The organism is Brevundimonas sp. LM2 (assembly GCF_002002865.1).
Lineage (GTDB): Bacteria > Pseudomonadota > Alphaproteobacteria > Caulobacterales > Caulobacteraceae > Brevundimonas.
Window position 1 is genome coordinate 2,315,518 of record NZ_CP019508.1, and the last position, 19,959, is coordinate 2,335,476.

General features: G+C 68.3%; 22 protein-coding genes. 8 read left to right on the forward strand and 14 right to left on the reverse strand.

Going from position 1 to position 19,959, the window contains the following annotated elements:
- Positions 1-43: 43 nt before the first annotated feature.
- Positions 44-1,453, forward strand: coding sequence for a type I glutamate--ammonia ligase (gene glnA / locus BZG35_RS11450; RefSeq protein ID WP_077355767.1), 1,410 nt, complete (start codon positions 44-46; stop codon positions 1,451-1,453).
- Between the two features lie 120 nt (positions 1,454-1,573).
- On the opposite strand, the gene BZG35_RS11455 is transcribed toward glnA, so the two are convergent.
- The 4 genes from BZG35_RS11455 to BZG35_RS11470 all read right to left on the reverse strand — a co-directional run bounded on the left by BZG35_RS11455 (position 1,574) and on the right by BZG35_RS11470 (position 4,346).
- A complete protein-coding gene (locus BZG35_RS11455; RefSeq protein ID WP_077355768.1) occupies positions 1,574-2,593 on the reverse strand; it encodes an amidohydrolase family protein in 1,020 nt (339 codons plus the stop codon).
- A gap of 93 nt (positions 2,594-2,686) precedes the next feature.
- Positions 2,687-3,526 carry a twin-arginine translocase subunit TatC gene (gene tatC / locus BZG35_RS11460; protein ID WP_171982033.1) on the reverse strand — a complete coding sequence of 280 codons (840 nt, stop codon included), beginning with the start codon at positions 3,524-3,526 and terminating at the stop codon, positions 2,687-2,689.
- Between the two features lie 44 nt (positions 3,527-3,570).
- Positions 3,571-4,101, reverse strand: a complete 531-nt coding sequence (gene tatB / locus BZG35_RS11465) for a Sec-independent protein translocase protein TatB (protein ID WP_077355770.1) — start codon at positions 4,099-4,101, stop codon at positions 3,571-3,573.
- 26 nt (positions 4,102-4,127) lie between these two features.
- On the reverse strand, positions 4,128-4,346 hold the full coding sequence (locus BZG35_RS11470) for a twin-arginine translocase TatA/TatE family subunit (RefSeq protein WP_077355771.1): 219 nt from the start codon (positions 4,344-4,346) through the stop codon (positions 4,128-4,130).
- Between the two features lie 102 nt (positions 4,347-4,448).
- Here BZG35_RS11470 and rnhA point away from each other — a divergent pair, with 102 nt between their 5' ends.
- Entirely contained in the window at positions 4,449-4,904 is a 456-nt protein-coding gene (gene rnhA / locus BZG35_RS11475) for a ribonuclease HI (protein WP_077355772.1), read from the forward strand.
- 1 nt (position 4,905) lies between these two features.
- Here rnhA and BZG35_RS11480 read toward each other — a convergent pair whose 3' ends face one another.
- The 3 genes from BZG35_RS11480 to BZG35_RS11490 all read right to left on the reverse strand — a co-directional run bounded on the left by BZG35_RS11480 (position 4,906) and on the right by BZG35_RS11490 (position 6,921).
- A complete protein-coding gene (locus BZG35_RS11480; protein WP_077355773.1) occupies positions 4,906-5,364 on the reverse strand; it encodes an NfeD family protein in 459 nt (152 codons plus the stop codon).
- A gap of 14 nt (positions 5,365-5,378) precedes the next feature.
- Positions 5,379-6,353, reverse strand: a complete 975-nt coding sequence (locus BZG35_RS11485; RefSeq protein WP_077355774.1) for an SPFH domain-containing protein — start codon at positions 6,351-6,353, stop codon at positions 5,379-5,381.
- Between the two features lie 127 nt (positions 6,354-6,480).
- Positions 6,481-6,921, reverse strand: coding sequence for an NUDIX hydrolase (locus tag BZG35_RS11490; protein WP_077355775.1), 441 nt, complete (start codon positions 6,919-6,921; stop codon positions 6,481-6,483).
- A 67-nt stretch (positions 6,922-6,988) separates the two neighbouring features.
- Here BZG35_RS11490 and BZG35_RS11495 point away from each other — a divergent pair, with 67 nt between their 5' ends.
- The 4 genes from BZG35_RS11495 (at position 6,989) to BZG35_RS11510 (ending at position 11,294) form a co-directional block, all read left to right on the forward strand.
- Positions 6,989-8,395, forward strand: coding sequence for an FAD-binding oxidoreductase (locus tag BZG35_RS11495; RefSeq protein WP_077355776.1), 1,407 nt, complete (start codon positions 6,989-6,991; stop codon positions 8,393-8,395).
- Positions 8,396-8,466: 71 nt separating this feature from the next.
- Positions 8,467-9,231, forward strand: a complete 765-nt coding sequence (gene yaaA / locus BZG35_RS11500; RefSeq protein WP_077355777.1) for a peroxide stress protein YaaA — start codon at positions 8,467-8,469, stop codon at positions 9,229-9,231.
- A gap of 107 nt (positions 9,232-9,338) precedes the next feature.
- On the forward strand, positions 9,339-10,187 hold the full coding sequence (locus tag BZG35_RS11505; RefSeq protein ID WP_253189151.1) for a 3-hydroxybutyrate dehydrogenase: 849 nt from the start codon (positions 9,339-9,341) through the stop codon (positions 10,185-10,187).
- A 21-nt stretch (positions 10,188-10,208) separates the two neighbouring features.
- Positions 10,209-11,294 (forward strand): patatin-like phospholipase family protein, encoded by a 1,086-nt coding sequence (locus BZG35_RS11510; RefSeq protein ID WP_150126014.1) that lies wholly within the window; start codon positions 10,209-10,211, stop codon positions 11,292-11,294.
- Positions 11,295-11,494: 200 nt separating this feature from the next.
- On the opposite strand, the gene BZG35_RS17670 is transcribed toward BZG35_RS11510, so the two are convergent.
- Genes BZG35_RS17670 through BZG35_RS11520 form a run of 3 tightly spaced genes read right to left on the reverse strand, consistent with a single transcriptional unit; the run spans position 11,495 to position 13,546 of the window.
- Positions 11,495-12,412, reverse strand: coding sequence for an L-threonylcarbamoyladenylate synthase (locus BZG35_RS17670; RefSeq protein ID WP_150126137.1), 918 nt, complete (start codon positions 12,410-12,412; stop codon positions 11,495-11,497).
- The gene (locus BZG35_RS17675) at positions 12,409-12,987 is read right to left on the reverse strand and encodes a YceI family protein (RefSeq protein WP_150126015.1); all 579 of its coding nucleotides are present in this window, start codon (positions 12,985-12,987) and stop codon (positions 12,409-12,411) included. Before BZG35_RS17675 ends, BZG35_RS17670 begins: the two co-directional genes overlap by 4 nt.
- A gap of 7 nt (positions 12,988-12,994) precedes the next feature.
- Entirely contained in the window at positions 12,995-13,546 is a 552-nt protein-coding gene (locus BZG35_RS11520; RefSeq protein ID WP_077355779.1) for a cytochrome b, read from the reverse strand.
- Between the two features lie 146 nt (positions 13,547-13,692).
- Here BZG35_RS11520 and BZG35_RS11525 point away from each other — a divergent pair, with 146 nt between their 5' ends.
- Positions 13,693-15,474 (forward strand): acyl-CoA dehydrogenase, encoded by a 1,782-nt coding sequence (locus tag BZG35_RS11525; protein ID WP_077355780.1) that lies wholly within the window; start codon positions 13,693-13,695, stop codon positions 15,472-15,474.
- 75 nt (positions 15,475-15,549) lie between these two features.
- On the opposite strand, the gene BZG35_RS11530 is transcribed toward BZG35_RS11525, so the two are convergent.
- Positions 15,550-16,251 (reverse strand): hfsB, encoded by a 702-nt coding sequence (locus tag BZG35_RS11530; protein WP_077355781.1) that lies wholly within the window; start codon positions 16,249-16,251, stop codon positions 15,550-15,552.
- A gap of 37 nt (positions 16,252-16,288) precedes the next feature.
- On the reverse strand, positions 16,289-17,746 hold the full coding sequence (locus BZG35_RS11535) for a chain-length determining protein (RefSeq protein WP_077355782.1): 1,458 nt from the start codon (positions 17,744-17,746) through the stop codon (positions 16,289-16,291).
- Between the two features lie 94 nt (positions 17,747-17,840).
- Here BZG35_RS11535 and BZG35_RS11540 point away from each other — a divergent pair, with 94 nt between their 5' ends.
- Positions 17,841-18,566, forward strand: a complete 726-nt coding sequence (locus BZG35_RS11540) for a polysaccharide biosynthesis/export family protein (RefSeq protein ID WP_077355783.1) — start codon at positions 17,841-17,843, stop codon at positions 18,564-18,566.
- Between the two features lie 173 nt (positions 18,567-18,739).
- Here the strand turns inward: BZG35_RS11540 and BZG35_RS11545 are convergent, their stop codons facing one another.
- A complete protein-coding gene (locus BZG35_RS11545) occupies positions 18,740-19,048 on the reverse strand; it encodes a hypothetical protein (RefSeq protein WP_077355784.1) in 309 nt (102 codons plus the stop codon).
- Between the two features lie 152 nt (positions 19,049-19,200).
- On the reverse strand, positions 19,201-19,953 hold the full coding sequence (locus BZG35_RS11550) for a glutathione S-transferase family protein (RefSeq protein WP_077355785.1): 753 nt from the start codon (positions 19,951-19,953) through the stop codon (positions 19,201-19,203).
- Between the last annotated feature and the right edge of the window lie 6 nt (positions 19,954-19,959).

Consider the following 19,959-nt stretch of genomic DNA (forward strand, 5'->3'; position numbering starts at 1 on the left):
CAGCTTCCTCCCAGAAGAAACGCAAGAGAAGGACATCGAACTCATGAGCGCCGCCAGCAAGATCCTCCAGGAGATCAAGGACAAGGACGTCAAATACGTCGACGTCCGCTTCACAGACACCAAGGGCCGTCTGCAGCACGTCACCTTTGACATCGACCTGGTCGACGAGGAGTTCTTGACCGAGGGGACCATGTTCGACGGCTCGTCCATCGCCGGCTGGAAGGCGATCAACGAGTCCGACATGCTGCTGATGCCGGACCTGACCACGGCCTACATCGACCCCTTCTACCAGCAGACCACGATGTTCCTGTTCTGCGACGTGATGAACCCCGACACGGGCGAGCCCTACAACCGCGACAGCCGCTCGATGGCCAAGAAGGCCCTGGCCTATGTCCAGTCCTCGGGCGTGGGCGACCAGGTCTATTTCGGCCCGGAAGCCGAGTTCTTCATCTTCGATGACGTCCGCTGGTCCACCCAGCCGCACAACACCGGCTACAGCTATGACTCGATCGAGCTGCCGGCCAACACGGGCTCGGAGTACACCGAGGGCAACATGGGCCACCGCCCCGGGCCAAAGGGCGGCTATTTCCCCGTCAACCCGGTCGATAGCGGCCAGGACCTGCGCGGCGAGATGCTGGGTGTCATGCGCGACCTGGGCCTCAACCCCGAGAAGCACCACCACGAGGTGGCCCCGGCGCAGCACGAACTGGGCCTGAAGTTCAGCGACCTGCTGACCATGGCCGACCGGCTGCAGCTCTATAAGTACGTGATCCACAACGTGGCCGCGGCCTACGGCAAGTCGGCGACCTTTATGGCCAAGCCCATGTTCGCCGACAACGGCTCGGGCATGCACGTCCACATGTCGATCTGGAAGGACGGCAAGCCCCAGTTCGCCGGCGACAAATACGCCGGTCTGAGCCAGGAATGCCTCTGGTACATCGGCGGCATCATCAAGCACGCCAAGGCCATCAACGCCTTCGCCAACTCGACCACCAACTCCTACAAGCGTCTGGTGCCCGGCTACGAAGCCCCGGTGAAACTGGCCTATTCGGCCCGCAACCGCTCGGCCTCGATCCGCATCCCGCACACGTCGAGCCCCAAGGCCAAGCGTCTGGAAGCACGCTTCCCCGATCCGATGGGCAACCCCTATCTGACCTTCGTGGCCCTGCTGATGGCTGGCCTCGACGGGATCGAGAACCAGATCGATCCGGGCGGCCCCGCCGACAAGAACCTCTACGACCTGCCGCCCGAAGAGCGCGGCAACATCCCCGAGGTCTGCGGCTCGCTGAAGGAAGCGCTCGAGAACCTCGACAAGGACCGCGCCTTCCTCAAGAAGGGCGGCGTCATGGATGACGACTTCATCGACAGCTACATCGAGCTGAAGATGGAAGAGGTCATGCGCCTGGCCCTCCACCCCCACCCGGTCGAATTCGACATGTACTACAGCTGCTGATCGATCCGATCGGCGGATAGACAAGGCCCCGGATGGTCCGCCATCCGGGGTTTTTGCGTCTGCGCTGGCGTTCTGCGGAAGCAGACGCGCGGCATGGCCGCTCAGTATGAACAGCGGACGTCAATGTCCGAGCTGGGCGGCCATCTCTGCCGCCGAGAGCCGAAGGAAGCGCGCGGCGTTGTTATAGAAGATGTCGCGCTTCTGATCCGGCGTCAGAAAGGGAGCGACTTCGATGGCGCGCACAGACGCTTCGATCACGCCCGGCCAGATCATCTGGTCTGATCCGAACATGATGCGGTCTCCATAGCCCGCTTCGACGAGCTCCCGCAGGAAGGCATAAAAGCTGGGACGCGGCTCGGTATAGACGATGCTGCCGATGTCGACGTAAACCTGCGGATAGCTGAACATCAGGGCGCGCATCCGTTCCGCCATCGGGTAGCCGGCGTGCATCACGGACACACGCAGCCTCGGGTGGCGTATCAGCACCGGCTCGAGCAACAGCGGATCACCCAGACCTACGCGATAAGCCCCGTCTGAATAGGGCTGACCCGGTTCGCCGGGTCCCATGTGAATCGCGACCGGCACATCCAGTTCCTCGGCGAGCGCCCAGAGCGGCTCCATGCGGGGATCATCGACGCCGACACCCTCGTATTGGGCCATGATCTCGCCAATCACGCGCAAACGGCCTTGCCCGTGGAAGCGCCGCAGGTCGTCGAGGGTCCGGATACCGACGTGGGCGGAACCGGGGGTCCCGGGCAGTCGATAGTCCACCGCGGGCAAGATCCGGCTCGGAGCGACGCTGACCCAGTGCCCCACGGCCTCGGGCTCGCCACTGACGACCCCATAGATATTCAACCGTTCCATCGCCGCCAGCGTATCCTGCATGACCTGTTCGTCTGTGGAGGACGCCGCTATCGGATCGGAACAGGGCTGGCGATTGAAGGTCATGCCTGCATAGACGCCCAGTCTGTTTTCGGACCTCGGCATCATCTCGAACGGAGCGCACATCGGAGGGGGATGAGCTCCAGCATAGAGCGCTGACCTGACGTGCAGGTGCATGTCAATAATCGGAGCGCGGGCGCTCTGCGCCGCCGCCGGAGCGGCGCAGATCAGCAAGGCAGCGATCAGGCGCTTCTGCATCTTGGGTCCCCCGCGTCGACAATGACGGGAGTGCCAAATTCCGCAATGGGTCGATAGCAGCCGCCGCGGCGGCCGGATGGCGGGCCCTCGTCTTCAGGCCGCCGCCAGGTCGTCGGCGTCCTCGTCCGTCTTCCGCCGCAGCTCGATCAGCCGGACGCACCAGATCGAGACCTCGTAGAGCAGGATCAGGGGGATCGCGAGCATCAGCTGGCTGATGGGATCGGGCGGGGTCACGACGGCGGCCAGCACCACCACGGCGACGATGGCATAGCGGCGGCCCTCGCTCATCAGCTTGGACGAGATCAGCCCGGCCATGCCCAGCAAGGTCGTCACCACCGGCAGCTGGAAGCACAGGCCGAAAGCCAGGATCAGCGAGGTCACCAGGTTCAGATAGTCCGAGATCTTGGTTGTCAGCAGGACGGTGATGCCCTCGCTGGAGATCTGCTGGCTCAGCGAGAACAGCATCACGAACGGCAGCATGACATAATAGACGAGCGCCCCGCCCAGGCAGAACATCACCGGCGTCGCGATCAGGAAGGGCAGGAAGGCCCCCTTCTCGTTGCGGTACAGGCCCGGGGCGACGAAGGCGTACAGCTGATAGGCGATGATCGGGAAGGCCAGGACGATGGCTCCGAACCCGGCGATCTTCATCTTGGTGAACAGCTGCTCCAGCGGGGCCGTGGCGATCAGCTCGACCGCCGCCAGGCCACCCGCTGGCAGCGGCTTCAGGCCGACGGCGATGGCCAGCAGATCGAGCGGATTGCCGTGCGTGCCGCGCGCCACGGCGTCGGCATGGACGGCGGCGGCGGCCTGGAACGGCTTGATCAGCTCGACCTGCAGCTGGGCCGCGAATAAGAAGCACAGGATGAAGGCCAGGATGAAGGCGACCACGCACCAGACCAGCCGCCCGCGCAACTCGATCAGGTGATCCATCAGGGGCGCGCGCGACGCCTCGATCTCGTCCTCGTCGCGAACGCTCACACCGTGGCCTTGGGCTTGCGAGGCGCGCGCGGCTTGGCGGCCTGGGCCTTGGTTTTTGCGCTCGGCGTCTTGGTCGTCGTGCCGTCAGCGGCGGCGCGGGTCGCGGACGCGCGCGGTTTGCGCGGCGTCTTCGGCACGGGCTTGGGTTCCGCCTCCGGCGGCGCCACGACGGGTTCGGGGAACTCCGGCTGGTCCAGGATCACGGCGTTGGGGGGCGTCTCGACATAGGCGGGCTTGTCCAGCTCGGCCTTGATGTCCTTGAAGGCTTCGTCGGCGGCGGCCCCCAGGGGCACCATCTGGCCGGTGCGCAGGGCATCGACCTCCTTGCGCAGCTCGTCCAGCTCGGACTGGCGGGCCATATCCTCGAAACTGGCGCGGAACTCGTTGGCCATGCCGCGCGCCTTGGCGACCATCTTGCCGAGCGCGCGCAGCATGCCAGGCAGCCGTTCGGGGCCCACGACGACGAGGGCGACGATGCCGATCACAACATATTCGAGGCCCCCGATCCCGGGGCCGAGGCCGCCCATGCGTCAGGCTCTTTCCGCTGCCGGGCCTAGCGCTTCAGCTCTTCCTTTTCCGCCTCGGTGCGCGGCAGGCTGGACACGCCGTCATGCGGGCCGTCCTTCTTGTCTTCGTCCTTCAGGCCCTCGCGGAAGGCCTTGATGCCCTTGGCGGCGTCGCCCATCAGGCCGGAAATCTTGCCCTTGCCGCCGAACAGCAGGGCGACCACGACGATGACGATGGCCCAGTGCCAGATGCTGAAGCTGCCCAAGACGACTCTCCTCGAACGAACCGAAAGCGGCCCGCGCCAAAACTACGGTGCATATAGTCCAACGGATGGCGACGCGCCAAGCGAACCTGTAAGTCCGCGCAAATGAGTCACGTGATCATCCACACCGACGGCGCCTGCAAGGGCAACCCCGGCCCCGGCGGCTGGGGGGCCATCATCCAGTTCGGCGAAAAGGCCAAGGAGATGTCGGGGGGCGAACCCCTGACCACCAACAACCGCATGGAGCTGACCGGCGCCATCATGGCGCTGGAGGCCCTCACCCGGCCGTGCAGGATCGATCTCCACACCGACAGCAAATACGTGATGGACGGCATCACCAGCTGGATCCACGGCTGGAAGGCGCGGGGCTGGAAGACCGCAGACAAGAAGCCGGTCAAGAACGACGACCTGTGGAAGCGGCTGGACCTCGCCCGCGCCCGGCACGAGGTCAAATGGCACTGGGTCAAGGGCCACGCCGGTCACGCCCTGAACGAACGCGCCGATCAGCTGGCCAACCGGGGCATCGAGGAGATGCGGGCCGCACGCGTCCGGGCGGGCTGACCTAGGCGGGGCGGACCTTCAGCCCGGATCCCAGCGTCGCTTCAACGATCACATCCTCGCCCACGATCGGCGCGGATCCCACGATCTCGGCCGGCCATTCCGCCCCCGATACGAACACCCGACCGCGCCCCCCGACGAACGACTCCACCACCCGCGCCCGCTGACCGACCAGGCGGGCGTCGCGATCATTGATGTCGGGGCTGTCGGAGGGATTGACCCGCTGGATCAGTCGTCGGGACAGAAGGGTCGAGATCAGCGTCAGGGTGGCGAACACCCCGACCTCGACCGCCAGACCGAGCTTCAGTCCCAGCGCGGTCAGGACCGCGACGATCCCGGCAGAGACGGCGGGCCAGAGCAGCCATTCGGTCGAGAAGGCCGCCTCGACCGCCAGCAGAATCACCCCGATCGCCAGCCAGATCCAGAACGGCTGGGCGGCATACATGTCGGCGAGGGCGGTCATGGCAACGCTCCGGTTCAGGCAGTCGGTGGGACGGTCCCGCCCCGCGAACGGGTCGGAGCGGGCGGCGCGGCGCGGCTGACCTGCTGCTGGTCGCGCGCCAGGCCGACCAGTTCGCCGATGCCCGCGATGGTGCCGACCAGGCTGCCCATCTCGGCCGGCACGATGACCGTCTTGGCCGTCGGGTTGCGGGCCAGTTCGGCGAAGGCCTCGACGTATTTCTGCGCAACGAAATAGTTGATGGCGTTGACGTCGCCCGCCGCGATGGCCTGGCTGACCATGGCGGTCGCCTTGGCCTCGGCCTCGGCGGCGCGTTCGCGGGCCTCGGCGTCGCGGAAGGCGGCCTCCTTGCGGCCTTCGGCTTCCAGGATGGCGGCCTGTTTGGCCCCCTCGGCGCGGGCGATGGCGGCCTGTTTCTCGCCCTCGGCCTCGGTGATGACGGCGCGGCGCTCGCGCTCGGCCTTCATCTGGCGGGCCATGGCGTTGGTGATGTCCACCGGCGGGGTCAGGTCCTTGATCTCGATCCGGTTGACCTTGACCCCCCAGGGCTCGGTCGCCGCGTCGATCACGGTCAGCAGGCGCGAGTTGATGTTGTCGCGCTGGAACAGGACCTCATCCAGGTCCATCGAACCGACCACGGTGCGCAGATTGGTCGAGCACAGCTGGGTGATGGCGTAGGGCAGGTTCTCGACGCGATAGGCCGCGCGCGCGGCGTCCATCACCTGGATGAAGACGATGGCGTCGACCTTCACCATGGCGTTGTCCTTGGTGATGACCTCCTGCTGGGGCACGTCCAGGACCTGCTCCATCATGTTCATGCGTCGGCCGATCCGCTCGACGAAGGGCGTCAGCAGGCTGATGCCGGGGGCCAAGGTTCGGGTATATTTGCCGAACCGCTCGACGGTGAACTCGCGGCCCTGGGGCACGATCTTGACCACGCTGAACAGCAGCACGATGGCGAGCGCGACCAGGGCGAGGGCGAAATAACTCATGCGGATCCTCCGGTTGACCCACGTTACCGCCGCTCCAGGCGCGGCACCATCGAAACCGGTCGCCGCTTCGGTAAAAGACGACGAGCCCGCCTTGACCGCCCCGGCAGCGCGGCTCGGCGCGAGCCGGTCAGGCCGGATCGGATCGTCGGCCGACGTCGCGCAAGGCGACGGCCGCCGCGATGATGCGCCGGGTTTCGCTCCAGGCGACCCGTTCGGCGGCCTCGGCCAGGGGCACGAAGACCGCCTCGGTCGCATCGTCTCCCGCGACGGGCGTCCCCGCCGACCACACCGCCAGATAGTCGATCAGCACATAGTGCCGGCCCTCGTCCGGAAAGAGGCCGTCGACCACATCGATCAGGCCCAGGATCCGGGCGGTCACGCCGGTTTCCTCGCGCAGCTCGCGAAGGGCGGCATCGACGGCGCGCTCGCCCGGTTCGATTCGCCCGCCCGGCAGACTCCACTCGCCCAGCCGGGGCGGCGTGCCGCGCCGAATCAGAAGCACCTCATCCCCTTTCAGACAGACGATCCCCACGGCGGGGATCGGGATCAGCGTCGGTGTGTCGTCCATCGCCGCACCTTAGCGTCTTCGGTCGGTTTGGGGTGGCATCCCCGGCGACGCTTTGAGACAAGGGCCTATGTCGAACCCCTCCCCTGCCGTCCTCGCTGAACTGAAGAGCGCGCTTGGCCCCTCCGGCTGGACCGAGGACGCCGCCGAGATCGCGCCTTGGCTGACCGAATGGCGCAACCGCTGGCAGGGCCACACGCCGCTGATGCTGAAGCCCGCGACCACGGCGGAGGTGGCCCAGGCCGTGGCCATCTGCGCGCGGCACGGGGTGGCTATCGTGCCCCAGGGCGGCGATACCGGCCTGGTCGGCGGGCAGATCCCCTATGGCGAGGTGCTGCTGTCGACGCGGCGTCTACGTACCGTGCGCGACGTCACACCGCTGGACGACGCCATGACCGTGGAGGCCGGCGTCACCCTGCTGGAGGCGCAGCAGCTGGCGGCCAAGGCGGACCGTTTCTTCCCCCTCAGTCTCGCGGCCGAGGGCACGGCGACGATCGGCGGCGTGATCTCGACCAATGCCGGGGGAACGGCCGTGATCCGCTACGGCGTCATGCGGGACCTGGTCCTGGGCCTGGAGGCGGTCATGCCGGACGGCCAGGTGTTCAACGGGCTGAAGCGGTTGCGCAAGGACAACACCGGCTACGATTTGAAACAGCTGCTGATCGGGGCCGAGGGGACGCTGGGCGTCGTCACCGCCGCGACGTTGAAACTGTTCCCCATCATGCGCAGCCGCGCCACGGCGGTCGTCGGCCTGGCCGATCCCCATGCCGCGATCCAGCTGCTGGCCCGCGCCAAGTCAGAGACCGGCGGCGGGGTCGAGGCGTTCGAGCTGATGAAACGGGTCGGCGTCGACTTCGCCCTGAAACACATCCCCGGCGTCCGCGAGCCGCTCGACAGCGTCCAGCCCTGGTACGCCCTGATCGAGCTGACCTCGGGCGAGCCCGGCGCGGCCGAGGCGGGGATGGAGCGGATCCTGACCGCCGCCTTCGAGGTGGACCTGATCACCGACGCCGCCATCGCCCAGAACGAGGCCCAGGCCCGCGACTTCTGGAAGCTGCGCGAGGAGCAGTCGGCGGCCCAGAAGCCCGAGGGCGGCGGCTGGAAGCACGACGTCTCGGTCCCCGTCAGCCGCATCGCCGACTTCCTCGACGAGGCCACGGCCGCCGTCGAACGGTTCGAGCCGGGGGCCCGGGTCAGCGCTTTCGGCCACGTCGGCGACGGCAATATGCACTACGACGTCCTGTGCCCGCCGGGGGCCGACCTGAAGGCCTTCCTGGGTCGGTGGGAAGCCGGGTCCGAGGTCGTCCACGACATCGTCGCCCGATACGAAGGCTCCATCAGCGCCGAGCACGGCCTGGGTCGGCTAAAAACCGAAGAGGCCCGGCGCTACAAATCGCCGCTGGAGATCGCCACGATGCAGGCCATCCGCGCCGCCATCGACCCCCAGCGGATCATGAATCCGGCGGTCCTGTTCTGAGGCGAACGACCACCTTCATTCCGTCACCGAACCGGCCTAGACCCCGCGCCTGACAAACGGAGCGCCCTGCCTTGCTGATCGTGCTGTCCCCGGCCAAGCGGCTGGACTTCTCCGAACCCGACCGGGCCGTGCCCGCGACCCAGCCGAGGTTCACCGACGACCTGGCCCAGCTGGCCAGGACCGCCAAGCGGCAGACCAAGGCTGACCTGCGCAAGCTGATGAGCATCTCCGACGACCTGGCCCGACTGAACCGCGAGCGGTTCCAGGCCTTCGACCCCGCAGCGACCGAGGTCGGCGTCCAGGCCGCCCTCGCCTTCGCCGGCGACGTCTATCAGGGACTGGAGGCCCGCACGCTCGACGACACGGCGCTGGCCTTCGCCCAGGACCATCTTCGGATCCTGTCGGGCCTGTATGGCCTGCTGCGGCCGCTGGATCGGATCCAGCCCTATCGGCTGGAGATGGGGGTGCGGCTGAAGACGCGACGCGGCTCCAGCCTGTACGATTTCTGGGGCGACCGGATCTCGAAACAGCTCAACGCCGACGCCGAGAGCCAGTCGGACCCCACGCTGGTCAATCTGGCCAGCCAGGAATATTTCGGCGCGGTCGACGCCAAGGCTCTGAGGCTGGCGGTCGTCACGCCGCAGTTCCGCGAAAACAAGGACGGAGAAAGCCGCATCATCTCCTTCTTCGCCAAGAAGGCCCGCGGCGCGATGGCCCGGTTCGCCATCGACGAACGCATCGAAACCGCGACGGACCTGAAGGCGTTCGACCGGGACGGCTATCGCTTCGACAAGACCGCCTCGAACGACAGCGACTGGATATTCACCCGATCCTGAAATTCCGCCCGGCCTGTCGCCTTAACCGACGCGACCCGCTAGGCTGTCCCGACCGAAAGACCGTCGCCCCCGGGCAGACGCCAAGAAACCAGAGTGGACGAGACCCGATGTTCCAGTGGCCCGGCAAGAAGGATGGCGAAGCGACCGAGCGTCCCGTCTATCGCGATCCCAACGACCTGAAGGGTCAGGTCGCGGTCATCTCCGGCTCGACCTCGGGCATCGGCCTGGCTCTGGCGCGCGCCGTGGCCTCGCGCGGCGGCGACGTGGTGCTGAACGGTCTGGGCGACCCGTCCGAGATCGAGCGCACCCGGGCCGAGCTGGAGGCCAGCTGCGGCGTCCGGGTCCGCTACCACGCCGCCGACATGCTGAAGGGCGACGAGGTCGCCGACATGGTCGCCTTCGGCAAGCACCAGCTGGGTCGGGTCGACATCCTGGTCAACAACGCCGGCATCCAGCATGTCGAGGCGGTCGAGAAATTTCCGTCCGACAAGTGGGAACAGATCATCGCCATCAACCTGTCCTCGACCTTCTACGCCACCCGCGCCGCCATCCCGATCATGAAGGCCCAGGGCCGCGGCCGGATCGTCAACATCGCCAGCGCCCACGGCCTGGTCGCCAGCCCGTACAAGTCGGCCTATGTCGCGGCCAAGCACGGCGTGCTGGGCTTCACCAAGACGGTGGCGCTGGAGCTGGCGCGCGACAACATCACCTGCAACGCCATCTGCCCCGGCTATGTCGAGACGCCCCTGGTCCAGTCGCAGATCGCGGACCAGGCCCGGGCGCGCGGCATCTCCAAGGAAAAGGTCGTCACCGACGTGATCCTGGAGGCCCAGCCGACGAAACAGTTCGTCACCACCGATCAGATCGCGGGCCTGTTCCTGTATCTGATCTCCGACCTGGGGGCCTCGGCCAACGGGGCGGCCTTCCCGATCGACGGCGGCTGGACCGCGCAATAGACGGCACACACTGGGGGACGGATGGCGCTTTTCAGACGCAAGACCACCCCGGCACCCGCGCCGGCCCCGGTCGATTTGACCCCGACAGCCCCGCGTCCGATCTGCCTGGGGCTGCAGGGCGGCGGCGCGCACGGGGCCTTCCAGTGGGGCGTTCTCGACCGACTGCTGGAAGACGGGCGGCTGGACATCCGCGCCGTGACCGCCTCCTCGGCCGGAGCGATGAACGGCGCGGCCCTGGTCTCGGGCCTGGCCACCGGAGGAGCCGACGGCGCGCGCAGGACGCTGGATAAGCTGTGGCGCGAGACCAACCAGTCGGGCGGCAAGAACGTGTTCGGCGACACCTCGATCTGGTCCAACGCCCTGACCCCGGCCTGGCTGAAGGACACCACCTTGTGGCGGGCGTCCGAGACCCTGGCGATGTCGATGTCGCCCTATGAGTTCAATCCGCTCAATCACCATCCGCTGAACCGGGTGTTGGCCGCCACCCTCGATTTCGAGGCGATTCAGGGCTCCGACGTCAAGCTGCACGTGGCCGCCACCGCCGTACGCCACGCCCGGTCGCGGGTCTTCAAAAACACCGAGATCACCGACCAGGTCCTGCTGGCCTCCGCCTGCCTGCCCCAGCTGTTCCAGGCGGTGGAGATCGACGGCGAGCCCTATTGGGACGGCGGCTATCTGGCCAATCCACCGCTGTGGCCGCTGTTCTATGAGGACACGCCCGACGACGTTCTGCTGATCACCCTGAACGCCTTCGAGCGCGCCGACACGCCCAAGGCCCCGGGCGACATCATGGACCGGCTGAACGAGGTCGTCTTCAACGCCCCCCTGGTGGCCGAACTGCGCGCCGTCGCTTTCGTCCAGGACCTGATCGAACAGGGCCGCCTGACGCCGTCGGCCCAGGACCGCTATCGCAACGTCCTGATGCACGCCATCGAGGCCGACAGCTGGCTGGGCGACCTGTCGCTGGGGTCCAAGTTCAACACCGAATGGACCTTTCTCAACGACCTGAAAACGCGCGGCCGGGCGGCGGCGGAGGAATGGCTGCGGAGCTGTTTCGGCGACGTGGGCGTGCGGTCGAGCGTCGATCTGCAGGCGCGGTTTGGGTGAGCCTCTCCCTCTCCCGTTGGGAGAGGGCTTGAGCGCCCGAGAGCGGAGCGATCGGTCTTGCGCGAAAGGGTGAGGGTCGGGTGCTTGGGTGGGCGTAAGCCGTGGCGAGGTCGATGCGGCGGCTTACGCCGGCGGACAGAGCCGACCCTGATCAGTCCGCTTCGCGGCCACCTTCTGCCAATGGGAGAAGGACGTAAAAGTTACCCCACAAACCCCGCCGCCCGCCTGAGCCGGTCGTTGATCGCCTCGCCGAGGCCCGCCATCGGCACCGGGGCCACGGCGATGCCAACGGGATGCTGCCGGTCCGCCTCGCGCAGCAGGCGGAACAGGTTCGCCGCGGCCTCGCGCGGGTCGCCCGACAGGCTAAGGCTCCAACGAGCCGCCCCCACGCCCGGGCCGAAACCCAGCAGGATCTCGCCCTCCCGCGCGGCCTCCACGTCGATGCGGACGGGGGCGTCGGGGGCGTAGTGGGTGGTCAGGCGGCCGGGGGAGCGGTGGCCCTCCCCGCCCCGATCGAGCGGGCCGACCAGGGCCTCGATCTGGTCGCGGGTCACGGCCCCGGGCCGCAGCAGGGCGACGCGGCCGTCCAGCACCGAGACGACCGTGCTCTCCACCCCCACGGCGCAGGGGCCGCCATCCAGGGCGGCGGCGGCGGACGCCCCCGTCTCCTCCACTGCATCGGCGAAGGTCGTCGGGCTGGGGCGGCCGGAGCGGTTGGCCGAGGGCGCGACGACGGGGCCGCCGAAGGCCGCCAGCACGGCCCGCGCGACCGGGTGACCCGGCACCCGCACCGCGACGCTGTCCAGACCCGCCCGCGCCAGGTCGCAGACCCGCTCGCCCGGCCGGACCGGAGCCACGATCGTCAGGGGGCCGGGCCAGAAGGCGGCGGCCAGGGTTCGGGCCGCATCGTCGAACACGGCGATGGCCTCGGCGGACTCGGCGTCGGCGACATGGGCGATCAGGGGGTTGAACCGGGGCCGGCCCTTGGCCTCGAAGATGCGGGCCACGGCCTCGGCCTGGCCGGCGTCGGCGGCGAGGCCATAGACGGTCTCGGTCGGCAGGATCAACAGCGCGCCGGCGCGCAGCGCGGCGACGGCCGCGTCCAGATCCTCGCTCAGGCCGGTCGAGTCGCCAGCGAGACGTCCACCCGGACCTGTCGGCCGATCAGCCTGTTCCACGATCCCTGCGTTCCAATCCCATAGGCGGCCCGGTCCAGCGAGAAGCCGCCGGTCATCTGCACCGTCTGGCCTGCGCTGCGCAAGGTCACGGGAAAGCGGACCGGCCGGGTCACGCCCTTCATCGTCACATCCGCCTCGGCGGTGAACCGCTCGCCCTCCAGCCGCCGCAGCGACGTCAGGCGAAAGCGGATGTCGGGGAACCGCGCGGTGTCCAGCAGGGCGGGGCCGATGGCTGGCTGGGTCAGGGATGCGTTGTCCATGCGCAACGAGGCGGCCTGCACCGTCACGGCGACCCACGCCGCCTCGGGCGCTTCGGGATCGAACCGGACGTCGGCCTCCCAGCGCTCGAACCGTCCGCTGCGATGGCCCAAGGGACTGGCCACCCGCATCGTGATGCTGGACTGCGCGGGCACCACCGACCACCGGCTGACCTGGGCCAGCACCGGCGGGCCGCCGAGGGCGCATACCCCGACCGCGAGCAGGATCAGGGCCGACAGGGACCGGCGGCTGACCATCAGGGCCTCAGGGGCGGCGCGGGATGAAGGGGATCATCCGATGCAGGACGTTGTCGCGGTCCACGAAATGGTGCTTCAGCGCCGCCAGAACGTGCAGGGCCAGCAGGACGTAGAGCACCTTCACCCCCAGCTCGTGCATATCCATGAAGGTGCCCGCCAGCTCGCGGCTCTGCGGCAGGGGCAGCAGGGGCCAGTTGAACAGGCCGAAATAGGAGATGTCGCGCCCGCCCGCGCTGGACGCCGCCCATCCGCCCAGCGGCAGGCCGATCAGCAGGACGTAGAACAGCACATGCGTCGTCCGCGCGGCGATCTTCTGCCAGCCCGGGGTCCCGGCCGGCAGGGGAATGGCCGGATTGGCGATCCGCCAGCCGATCCGGGCGAGGGTGAGGACCAGGATGGTCAGGCCCACGGCCTTGTGGGTAGCGACGAACTCGCGCGACGCTGGCCCCTCGGTCGCCTCATGCGCGGTGATCAGCAGCACCTGGGTCAGGACCAGCAGGGCCAGGCCCCAGTGGAAGATCAGGGATACGGTCGAATAGCGATTGCGTGGCTCGGCCATGCGTCATTCCCCCAAGGATTGATCGGCGACAGCTTGGCGCACATGGGGCCGGACTCCAAGCCATCCCTTGCCTGACGTCGCGGCATGGTCACATGAAGACGATGAACGGGGCGGCCTAAAGCTCCGACGTATCGAGGAAGCTTCCCATGACCTATCGCGCCCCCGTCCGCGACCTGGCCTTCAGCCTGACCGCCGTCGCCGGCATCGACGCCCTGGCCGCCACCGGCGCCTTTCCGGACTATGACGCCGACGTCATGGCGGCCGTGCTGGAGGCGGCGGGCCAATTCTCCGAAGGCGTCCTGGCCCCGCTGAACCGGCCGGGCGATCTGGCCGGGGCGAAATATGCGAACGGGGCCGTCACGGCGGCTCCCGGATTCGCCGACGCCTATCGCCAGTTCGCGGCCGGGGGCTGGACCGGCCTGGCCGCCCCCGCCTCGGCCGGTGGGCAGGCCCTGCCCAAGGCGCTGGAGCTGGCCGCCTTCGAGACGGTGCACGCGGCCAACATGGCCTTCGGCCTGTGCCCCATGCTGTCGCTGGCCGCCATCGAGGCGATCGAGGCCCACGGCACCGAGCACCAGAAGACCGCCTATCTGCCCCGCATGGTCTCGGGCGAATGGACCGGGGCCATGTGCCTGACCGAGCCGCAGGCCGGGTCCGACCTGGGGGCCCTGACGGCCACGGCCGTGCCCAATGCCGACGGCACCTACAGCCTGACGGGGCAGAAGATCTACATCACCTGGGGCGACCACGACGCGACGGACAACATCGTCCACATGGTGCTGGCCCGCCTGCCCGACGCCCCGGCCGGGCCCAAGGGCATCAGCCTGTTCCTGGCCAACAAATATCTGGTGAACCCCGACGGCACCCTGGGCGATCGCAACGCCTTCCGGCCCGTCGGCATCGAGCACAAGCTGGGCATCCATGCCTCGCCCACCTGCACCATGGCCTATGAGGGCGCGACCGCCGAACTGGTCGGCCGGCCCAACGAAGGCCTGGCCCATATGTTCGTCATGATGAACGCGGCCCGGGTCGGGGTCGGCATGGAGGGCGTCGGCATCGCGGACCGCGCCTATCAGCACGCCCTGGCCTATGCCCTGGACCGGCCTCAGGGCCGCTCGGTCTGGACCGGCGAGTCGGGCGCGCCGATCTTCGACCACCCCGACGTCCGCCGCACCCTGTCGGTGATGAAGGCCCGGATCGAGGCGGCCCGCGCGCTGTGCCTGTCGACCGGCGTGGCCGCCGACATGGCCCGCCATGCCGCGCCCGACCAACGCGCTCACTGGAAGGGCCGCGAGGACCTGTTGACCCCGATCGCCAAGGCCTGGTCCACCGACGTCGGCGTCGATGTGGCGTCCCAGGGCGTGCAGATCCACGGCGGCATGGGTTTCGTCGAGGAGACGGGGGCAGCCCAGTTCTATCGCGACGCCCGCATCGCCCCGATCTATGAGGGCACCAACGGCATCCAGGCCATGGACCTGGTCGGGCGCAAGCTGTCGCAGGACGGCGGGGCCTCGGCCAAGGCCATCATCGCCGAGATGAAGGCAACCCTGAAGGACCTGGCCGGCCTGTACACCGGCAAGCCGGTCGAGCGCTTCGCCACCGCCATCGCGGCGGTCGAGGACGCCACCCTGTGGATCCTGGATCGCAAGGCCGATGCGGACGGCGCCGCCGACGTCCTGGCCGCGGCGGACGCCTATCTGAAGCTGATGGGCGACGTCATCGGCGGCTGGATGCTGGCCAAGGGGGCGCTGGCCGCCAAGGCGCGGCTGGCGGCGAACGACGGCGACCAGGCCTGGCTGGAAGGCAAGATCGCCCTGTACGAGATCTATGCCGCCAACATCCTGGGCCATGCCTCCAGCCGCCTCGCGGCCGTGGGCCAGGGCGGCGACCTGCTGAGGCGCATGGATCGCGCAGCCCTGGGGGTTTGAAGCTTGGGAGCGCGGACCTCCAGGTCCGCTCTTGGCGGCGTCGAAAGAGAGGGCGGACCTGGAGGTCCGCGCTCCTCAGCCCGTCAGTCGTTTCAGGAAAGCCGGCGGGCGATAGGTCGAGCGGTTGACCACGACCCCGGCGATCCGGCCGCCGACCGATTCGATCTCGTCGCGCAGGATGACGGGCTCGCTGGCTCCGGACATCTCGCCGGCGACCACCAGCACCGTGGCGTCCACGAACGGGGCCAGGGTGATCGACAGGTCGCTGCGGTCCGCCGCCGGGGCGTCGATGATGACGGTGTCGGCATGCTGGCGCATCGCGTCCCAGTAGCGGGGATCGGGCAGAGGCTCGGCCCGCTGGCCGGAGCGCAGCACCTCGGCCCGGAACCGGCTGACCCACAGCCGGCCGCCGAGGCAGGGTCGGGCGGTCATCAGACGGGCGGGGGCGATCGGCTTGCGGTCCTTGCCGACGACCGGCGGACTGACGACGAAGAAGCAGGATCCGTCCGGCGAGGACGCGGTGGCGGGGCCCAGGCGACCGAACCGCTCCCAGTCGGCCCCGATCGCCTCCTGCTGACCCGGCTGAGCCAGGTCGGCGTCGATCAGCCAGACGGGCTTGCGGGCCCGGACGGCGGCCAGCCGGGCGAACTCGCGCGCGACGGTGGAGGCCCCCTCCCCGGTCCCGGCGCAGACGAATTGGATGACCCGTCCGCGATGGGCGGGAGCCGATCCCAGCGCCGCCCAGAGGCCCGCCATTTCGCTTGTGAGATCGACCATCGAATCGGTTACGCGGTGCCTGTCGTGGGGAAGGCTATCACGCCTTCATCGGTGCGACGGCCAGAACGGGCATGTCCAGCGTCCGCCCCACGATCGCCGGGGTGGCGAGGCCGCGCCGGGTGAAGACCCGCAACAGACCGACGCACAGGGCGGTGAAACCGGCGAACAGGATCACGAGGGCCAGAAGCGGGGCTTTCAGGCTGGTGCCGCGCGTCGGGGCGGCGGCCCGTTCGATGACCCGCACATTGTCGGCCCCGGCGCGGACCAGGCCGGCGTCGGCGCGGCTCTGGGCCTCGCGCTGCTGGAAGTCGCGGATGTTGGCGGTCAGGACATCGCGGTTGGAGGCCAGGGTCGCGTTCTCGGACTCCAGCCGCGTCATCCGCGCCTGACGGTCCTGGATCTCGGCCAGCTGGCGATTGACCGAGCCCAGCCGCGCCGCCAGCGAGTCACGCTCCGCCTGGGTGGTGATGCGGGTCGTCTCCAGCTCGGTCCAGACCGGGTTGGGCCCCAGCCGGACCTCCTTGGCGCCCACGGTCGTGCCCGAGGCGACGTAGGCCTGCAGCCCCGCGATGCGCGCCTCGATGTCCTGCACCGGCTGGCTGCCGGGCTGATAGCGGGCCAGCAACTGCTCGCGCTCGGTCCGCAGCTGCAGGATCTGGTCTTGGGCCGAGACGTTCAGGTCCTGCTGCAGGGTGACCTCGGCCGGGGTACCCGCCTGCTGCGCTACCAGGGTCTGCAGACGGCGCGCGGCCTGGTTCAGCTGGTTCTCGACGGACAGTTTCTCGGTCAGGGTCGACTGATAGACGGCGGCCAGGGCGACCTTGGACGCGGCGAAGTCGCCGATGTCGTTGGACATCAGGAAACTCTCATAGGTCAGGTCGACGTCCGCCAGTTCGTCCTCGAATACCCGGCGCTGGGACTGGATGGCGGGCGTCGAACGGTCCTGGAACACCTCGCGCCGGTAGATCAGATACTGGTCCAGCACGGCGTTCAGGATCCGGGCCGATTTCTCGGCGCTGTCGCTCTCGAAGCCCAGGCCGATGATCGAGCTCTGCGGCGTGGTGGAGACGCTGAGTCCGTCGTTCAGCGCCTTGATCGCATCGCCCTCCTGTTTCGCCACCGGATCGTTCGAGGCCCGCCCGGGCTTCTGGAAGAAGTCGAGCCCCAGGGCGCGGACGGCGCGCAGCTTGACCTCGCGGCTGCCGAGGATGTTGGCCTCCGCCTGGGCGACCTCGCCGGGGGCCGGCGGGGTCGACTGGCGCTCGCCCAGCCCGACGCGCGGTTGATAGACGTATTCCTGCCCGGCACCGACAAACAGGCTGGCCCCGGCGGTGTAGGTCTTCTTCAGGGTCAGGACGGCGGCGGTCCCGAGGGCGAGAATCACCAGAAAGAGGATCACCATCAGCAGCAGTTCGCGGAACAGCAGGCCGATGACATCCAGCACCCCGTAGCGGGGGCGGGCCGAGACATAGGTCGACGCGCTGGCAGAACGCATTGTGACTGGCGAATCCGTGTAATCGTGAACGTCGCCGATCCTTCACCGCTCGGCGTTAACCAGTCATTACCCATGACGGGCGAGGCTCCGCTTCATGCTTCATCGCCGACAGATTCTGTGGACCCTCGGCGCGACCCTGCTGGCGTCGTCGACCGCCGCCTGCGCCACTGCCCCGGGGGCCTCGAGGGCCGCCGGGCTGCAGAGCGAAGGGTTCGCCGACGTCGCCTTCGCCGACTGGAGCGATGCCGAGCCCGAGTATCTGCTGTTCCCCGGCGACGAGATCGAGGTGGCGACCCCCACCGCGAATGAACTGACCCGCACGATCAAGGTCGGTCCCGACGGCCGAATCGCCCTGCCGTTGATCGGCCAGGCCATGGCCGCGGACCGGACCCTGGCGGACCTGGAGTCCGACCTCAGCGCCGCCTATGCGTCCCAACTGGTCCGGCCGGTGGTCGAGGTGACCCTGAAGACGGCGGGTCCCATGAAGGTCTGGGTCGCCGGCGAGGTCCGAACGCCGGGCGTCTATGACATGAACGGCGACATCGACGCCTACCAGGCCGTGATCCAGGCCGGCGACGTCCTGCCGGGGGCCAATCCCGGCCAGGTGGCGCTGATCCGGCGCGGCCCGGGTGGCGTGCGGATGATGCGGGTGGTCGATGTGCGGCCGCGACGCGGTGAGCCCGTGGCCCTGCGGCGCGGCGACATCCTGTTCGTGCCGCGCAGCAGCCTGGGCGAGCTGGCCAACTTCTTCACCCTGATCCGCGGGGCCCTGCCGATCGGCTTCAACTATTCGATCAACGGCCAGTATCAGCAGTTCTAAGGCGCGATCGCTCGGCTCGCGGAGCCTCGCTGCCTGAGCGCATTGTGCGAAGGGCGCTATCGCTCGGCTCGCGGAGCCTCGCTGCTTGAGCGCATTGTGCGAAGGGCGCTATCGCTCGGCTCGCGGAGCCTCGCTGCTTGAGCGCGCTCCGATCTGCTTTCCGTTGGCGAAAATCAGGCCGCCAGCTTGACCACGCCCGCGTCGATGTAGCGGCGGGCGGCGCGCTGGGCCTCGGCGATTTCCTCGCGTTCCATCTCTTCGCTCATCTCGCGACGATAGACGCGCGCTTCGACCGAGCCCTTCATGGCCGCCAGATTGAAGATCATGTGCGCCGAGACCCGATCCATCGGGCAGCCGCCCGATCCGGCCGAATACATCATGCCCAGACGGAACAGGGCGTCGCCGTCCATGTCCACCGTGGGTAGAGGCAGGGTCGCCTCGGTCTCGTCTTGCAGTTCCGGCGCGGTTTCTGGCGCGTTCATCAGCCTGTTCCTTGCGATGGCGACCGTCCGTTCTGGACCCGCCTTTCGAGACCCGATCAAATACCTCCGGTTTGAAGTTAATGTTAACGGCGGACAGGCGCCGAAATTCTTTTCAGTAAAGGCAAAATGAATACTGCGAAGCTCGTTCAGACCTAGGAAATAGACTTGAACGATCCGTTAGGCTTCCACTTGCCTCGCTGGCCGAACAGCACCTTGCGGGCCGCCTCCGCCGCCTGGCCCGAGGCGGCCAGGTTGCTGCGCAGGGCCTCGCCGACCGCCCGGCCCCGAATGACCGCCGGTCGGGTCCCGACCCGATCCATCCAGGCCTGCAGATGCGGAAAGTCGTCGAGGCTCTGGCCCTGGTGCTCGGGCAGGATCCAGGGCCAGGCCGCCATGTCGGCGATGGAGTACTCGCCCGCCAGGTAGTCGCGATCCGCCAGGCGCCGATCCATCACGCCGTACAGGCGATGCGTCTCGTCGGTATAGCGCCGCACGCCATAGGCGATCTGGCGCTGGTCCTTGATGAGGGCCGGGGCGTATTGGCGGAAATGATGGGTCTGACCCGCCATCGGCCCCAGACCCCCGACCTGCCAGAACAGCCACTGGTCCACCTCGGCCCGGGCGCGGACGTCGGTCGGATAGTAGCGGCCGGACTTGTTGCCCAGATACTGCAGGATGGCTCCGCTCTCGAACAAGGACAGGGGTTGGCCGTCCGGCCCGTCGGGATCGACGATGGCGGGCATGCGGCCATTGGGGCTGAGGGCCTGGAAGGCGGGCGTGAACTGCTCGCCCGTGCCGATGTTCACCGGCACGACCTCATAGGCCATCTCCATCTCCTCGAGGGCGATGGAGACCTTCCAGCCATTCGGCGTCGGCCAGAACCAGAGCTGGATCGGATCGGTCATGGAGTC

Bases quoted from the DNA above. Each gene is read 5' to 3' on its own strand.
- glnA (WP_077355767.1), top strand. From the start codon at position 44: ATGAGCGCCGCCAGCAAGATCCTCCAGGAGATCAAGGACAAGGACGTC.
- BZG35_RS11455 (WP_077355768.1), bottom strand. From the start codon at position 2,593: ATGCAGAAGCGCCTGATCGCTGCCTTGCTGATCTGCGCCGCTCCGGCG.
- tatC (WP_171982033.1), bottom strand. From the start codon at position 3,526: ATGGATCACCTGATCGAGTTGCGCGGGCGGCTGGTCTGGTGCGTGGTC.
- tatB (WP_077355770.1), bottom strand. From the start codon at position 4,101: ATGGGCGGCCTCGGCCCCGGGATCGGGGGCCTCGAATATGTTGTGATC.
- rnhA (WP_077355772.1), top strand. From the start codon at position 4,449: ATGAGTCACGTGATCATCCACACCGACGGCGCCTGCAAGGGCAACCCC.
- BZG35_RS11480 (WP_077355773.1), bottom strand. From the start codon at position 5,364: ATGACCGCCCTCGCCGACATGTATGCCGCCCAGCCGTTCTGGATCTGG.
- BZG35_RS11485 (WP_077355774.1), bottom strand. From the start codon at position 6,353: ATGAGTTATTTCGCCCTCGCCCTGGTCGCGCTCGCCATCGTGCTGCTG.
- BZG35_RS11490 (WP_077355775.1), bottom strand. From the start codon at position 6,921: ATGGACGACACACCGACGCTGATCCCGATCCCCGCCGTGGGGATCGTC.
- BZG35_RS11495 (WP_077355776.1), top strand. From the start codon at position 6,989: ATGTCGAACCCCTCCCCTGCCGTCCTCGCTGAACTGAAGAGCGCGCTT.
- BZG35_RS11505 (WP_253189151.1), top strand. From the start codon at position 9,339: ATGTTCCAGTGGCCCGGCAAGAAGGATGGCGAAGCGACCGAGCGTCCC.
- BZG35_RS11510 (WP_150126014.1), top strand. From the start codon at position 10,209: ATGGCGCTTTTCAGACGCAAGACCACCCCGGCACCCGCGCCGGCCCCG.
- BZG35_RS17675 (WP_150126015.1), bottom strand. From the start codon at position 12,987: ATGGTCAGCCGCCGGTCCCTGTCGGCCCTGATCCTGCTCGCGGTCGGG.
- BZG35_RS11520 (WP_077355779.1), bottom strand. From the start codon at position 13,546: ATGGCCGAGCCACGCAATCGCTATTCGACCGTATCCCTGATCTTCCAC.
- BZG35_RS11525 (WP_077355780.1), top strand. From the start codon at position 13,693: ATGACCTATCGCGCCCCCGTCCGCGACCTGGCCTTCAGCCTGACCGCC.
- BZG35_RS11530 (WP_077355781.1), bottom strand. From the start codon at position 16,251: ATGGTCGATCTCACAAGCGAAATGGCGGGCCTCTGGGCGGCGCTGGGA.
- BZG35_RS11535 (WP_077355782.1), bottom strand. From the start codon at position 17,746: ATGCGTTCTGCCAGCGCGTCGACCTATGTCTCGGCCCGCCCCCGCTAC.
- BZG35_RS11540 (WP_077355783.1), top strand. From the start codon at position 17,841: ATGCTTCATCGCCGACAGATTCTGTGGACCCTCGGCGCGACCCTGCTG.
- BZG35_RS11545 (WP_077355784.1), bottom strand. From the start codon at position 19,048: ATGAACGCGCCAGAAACCGCGCCGGAACTGCAAGACGAGACCGAGGCG.
- BZG35_RS11550 (WP_077355785.1), bottom strand. From the start codon at position 19,953: ATGACCGATCCGATCCAGCTCTGGTTCTGGCCGACGCCGAATGGCTGG.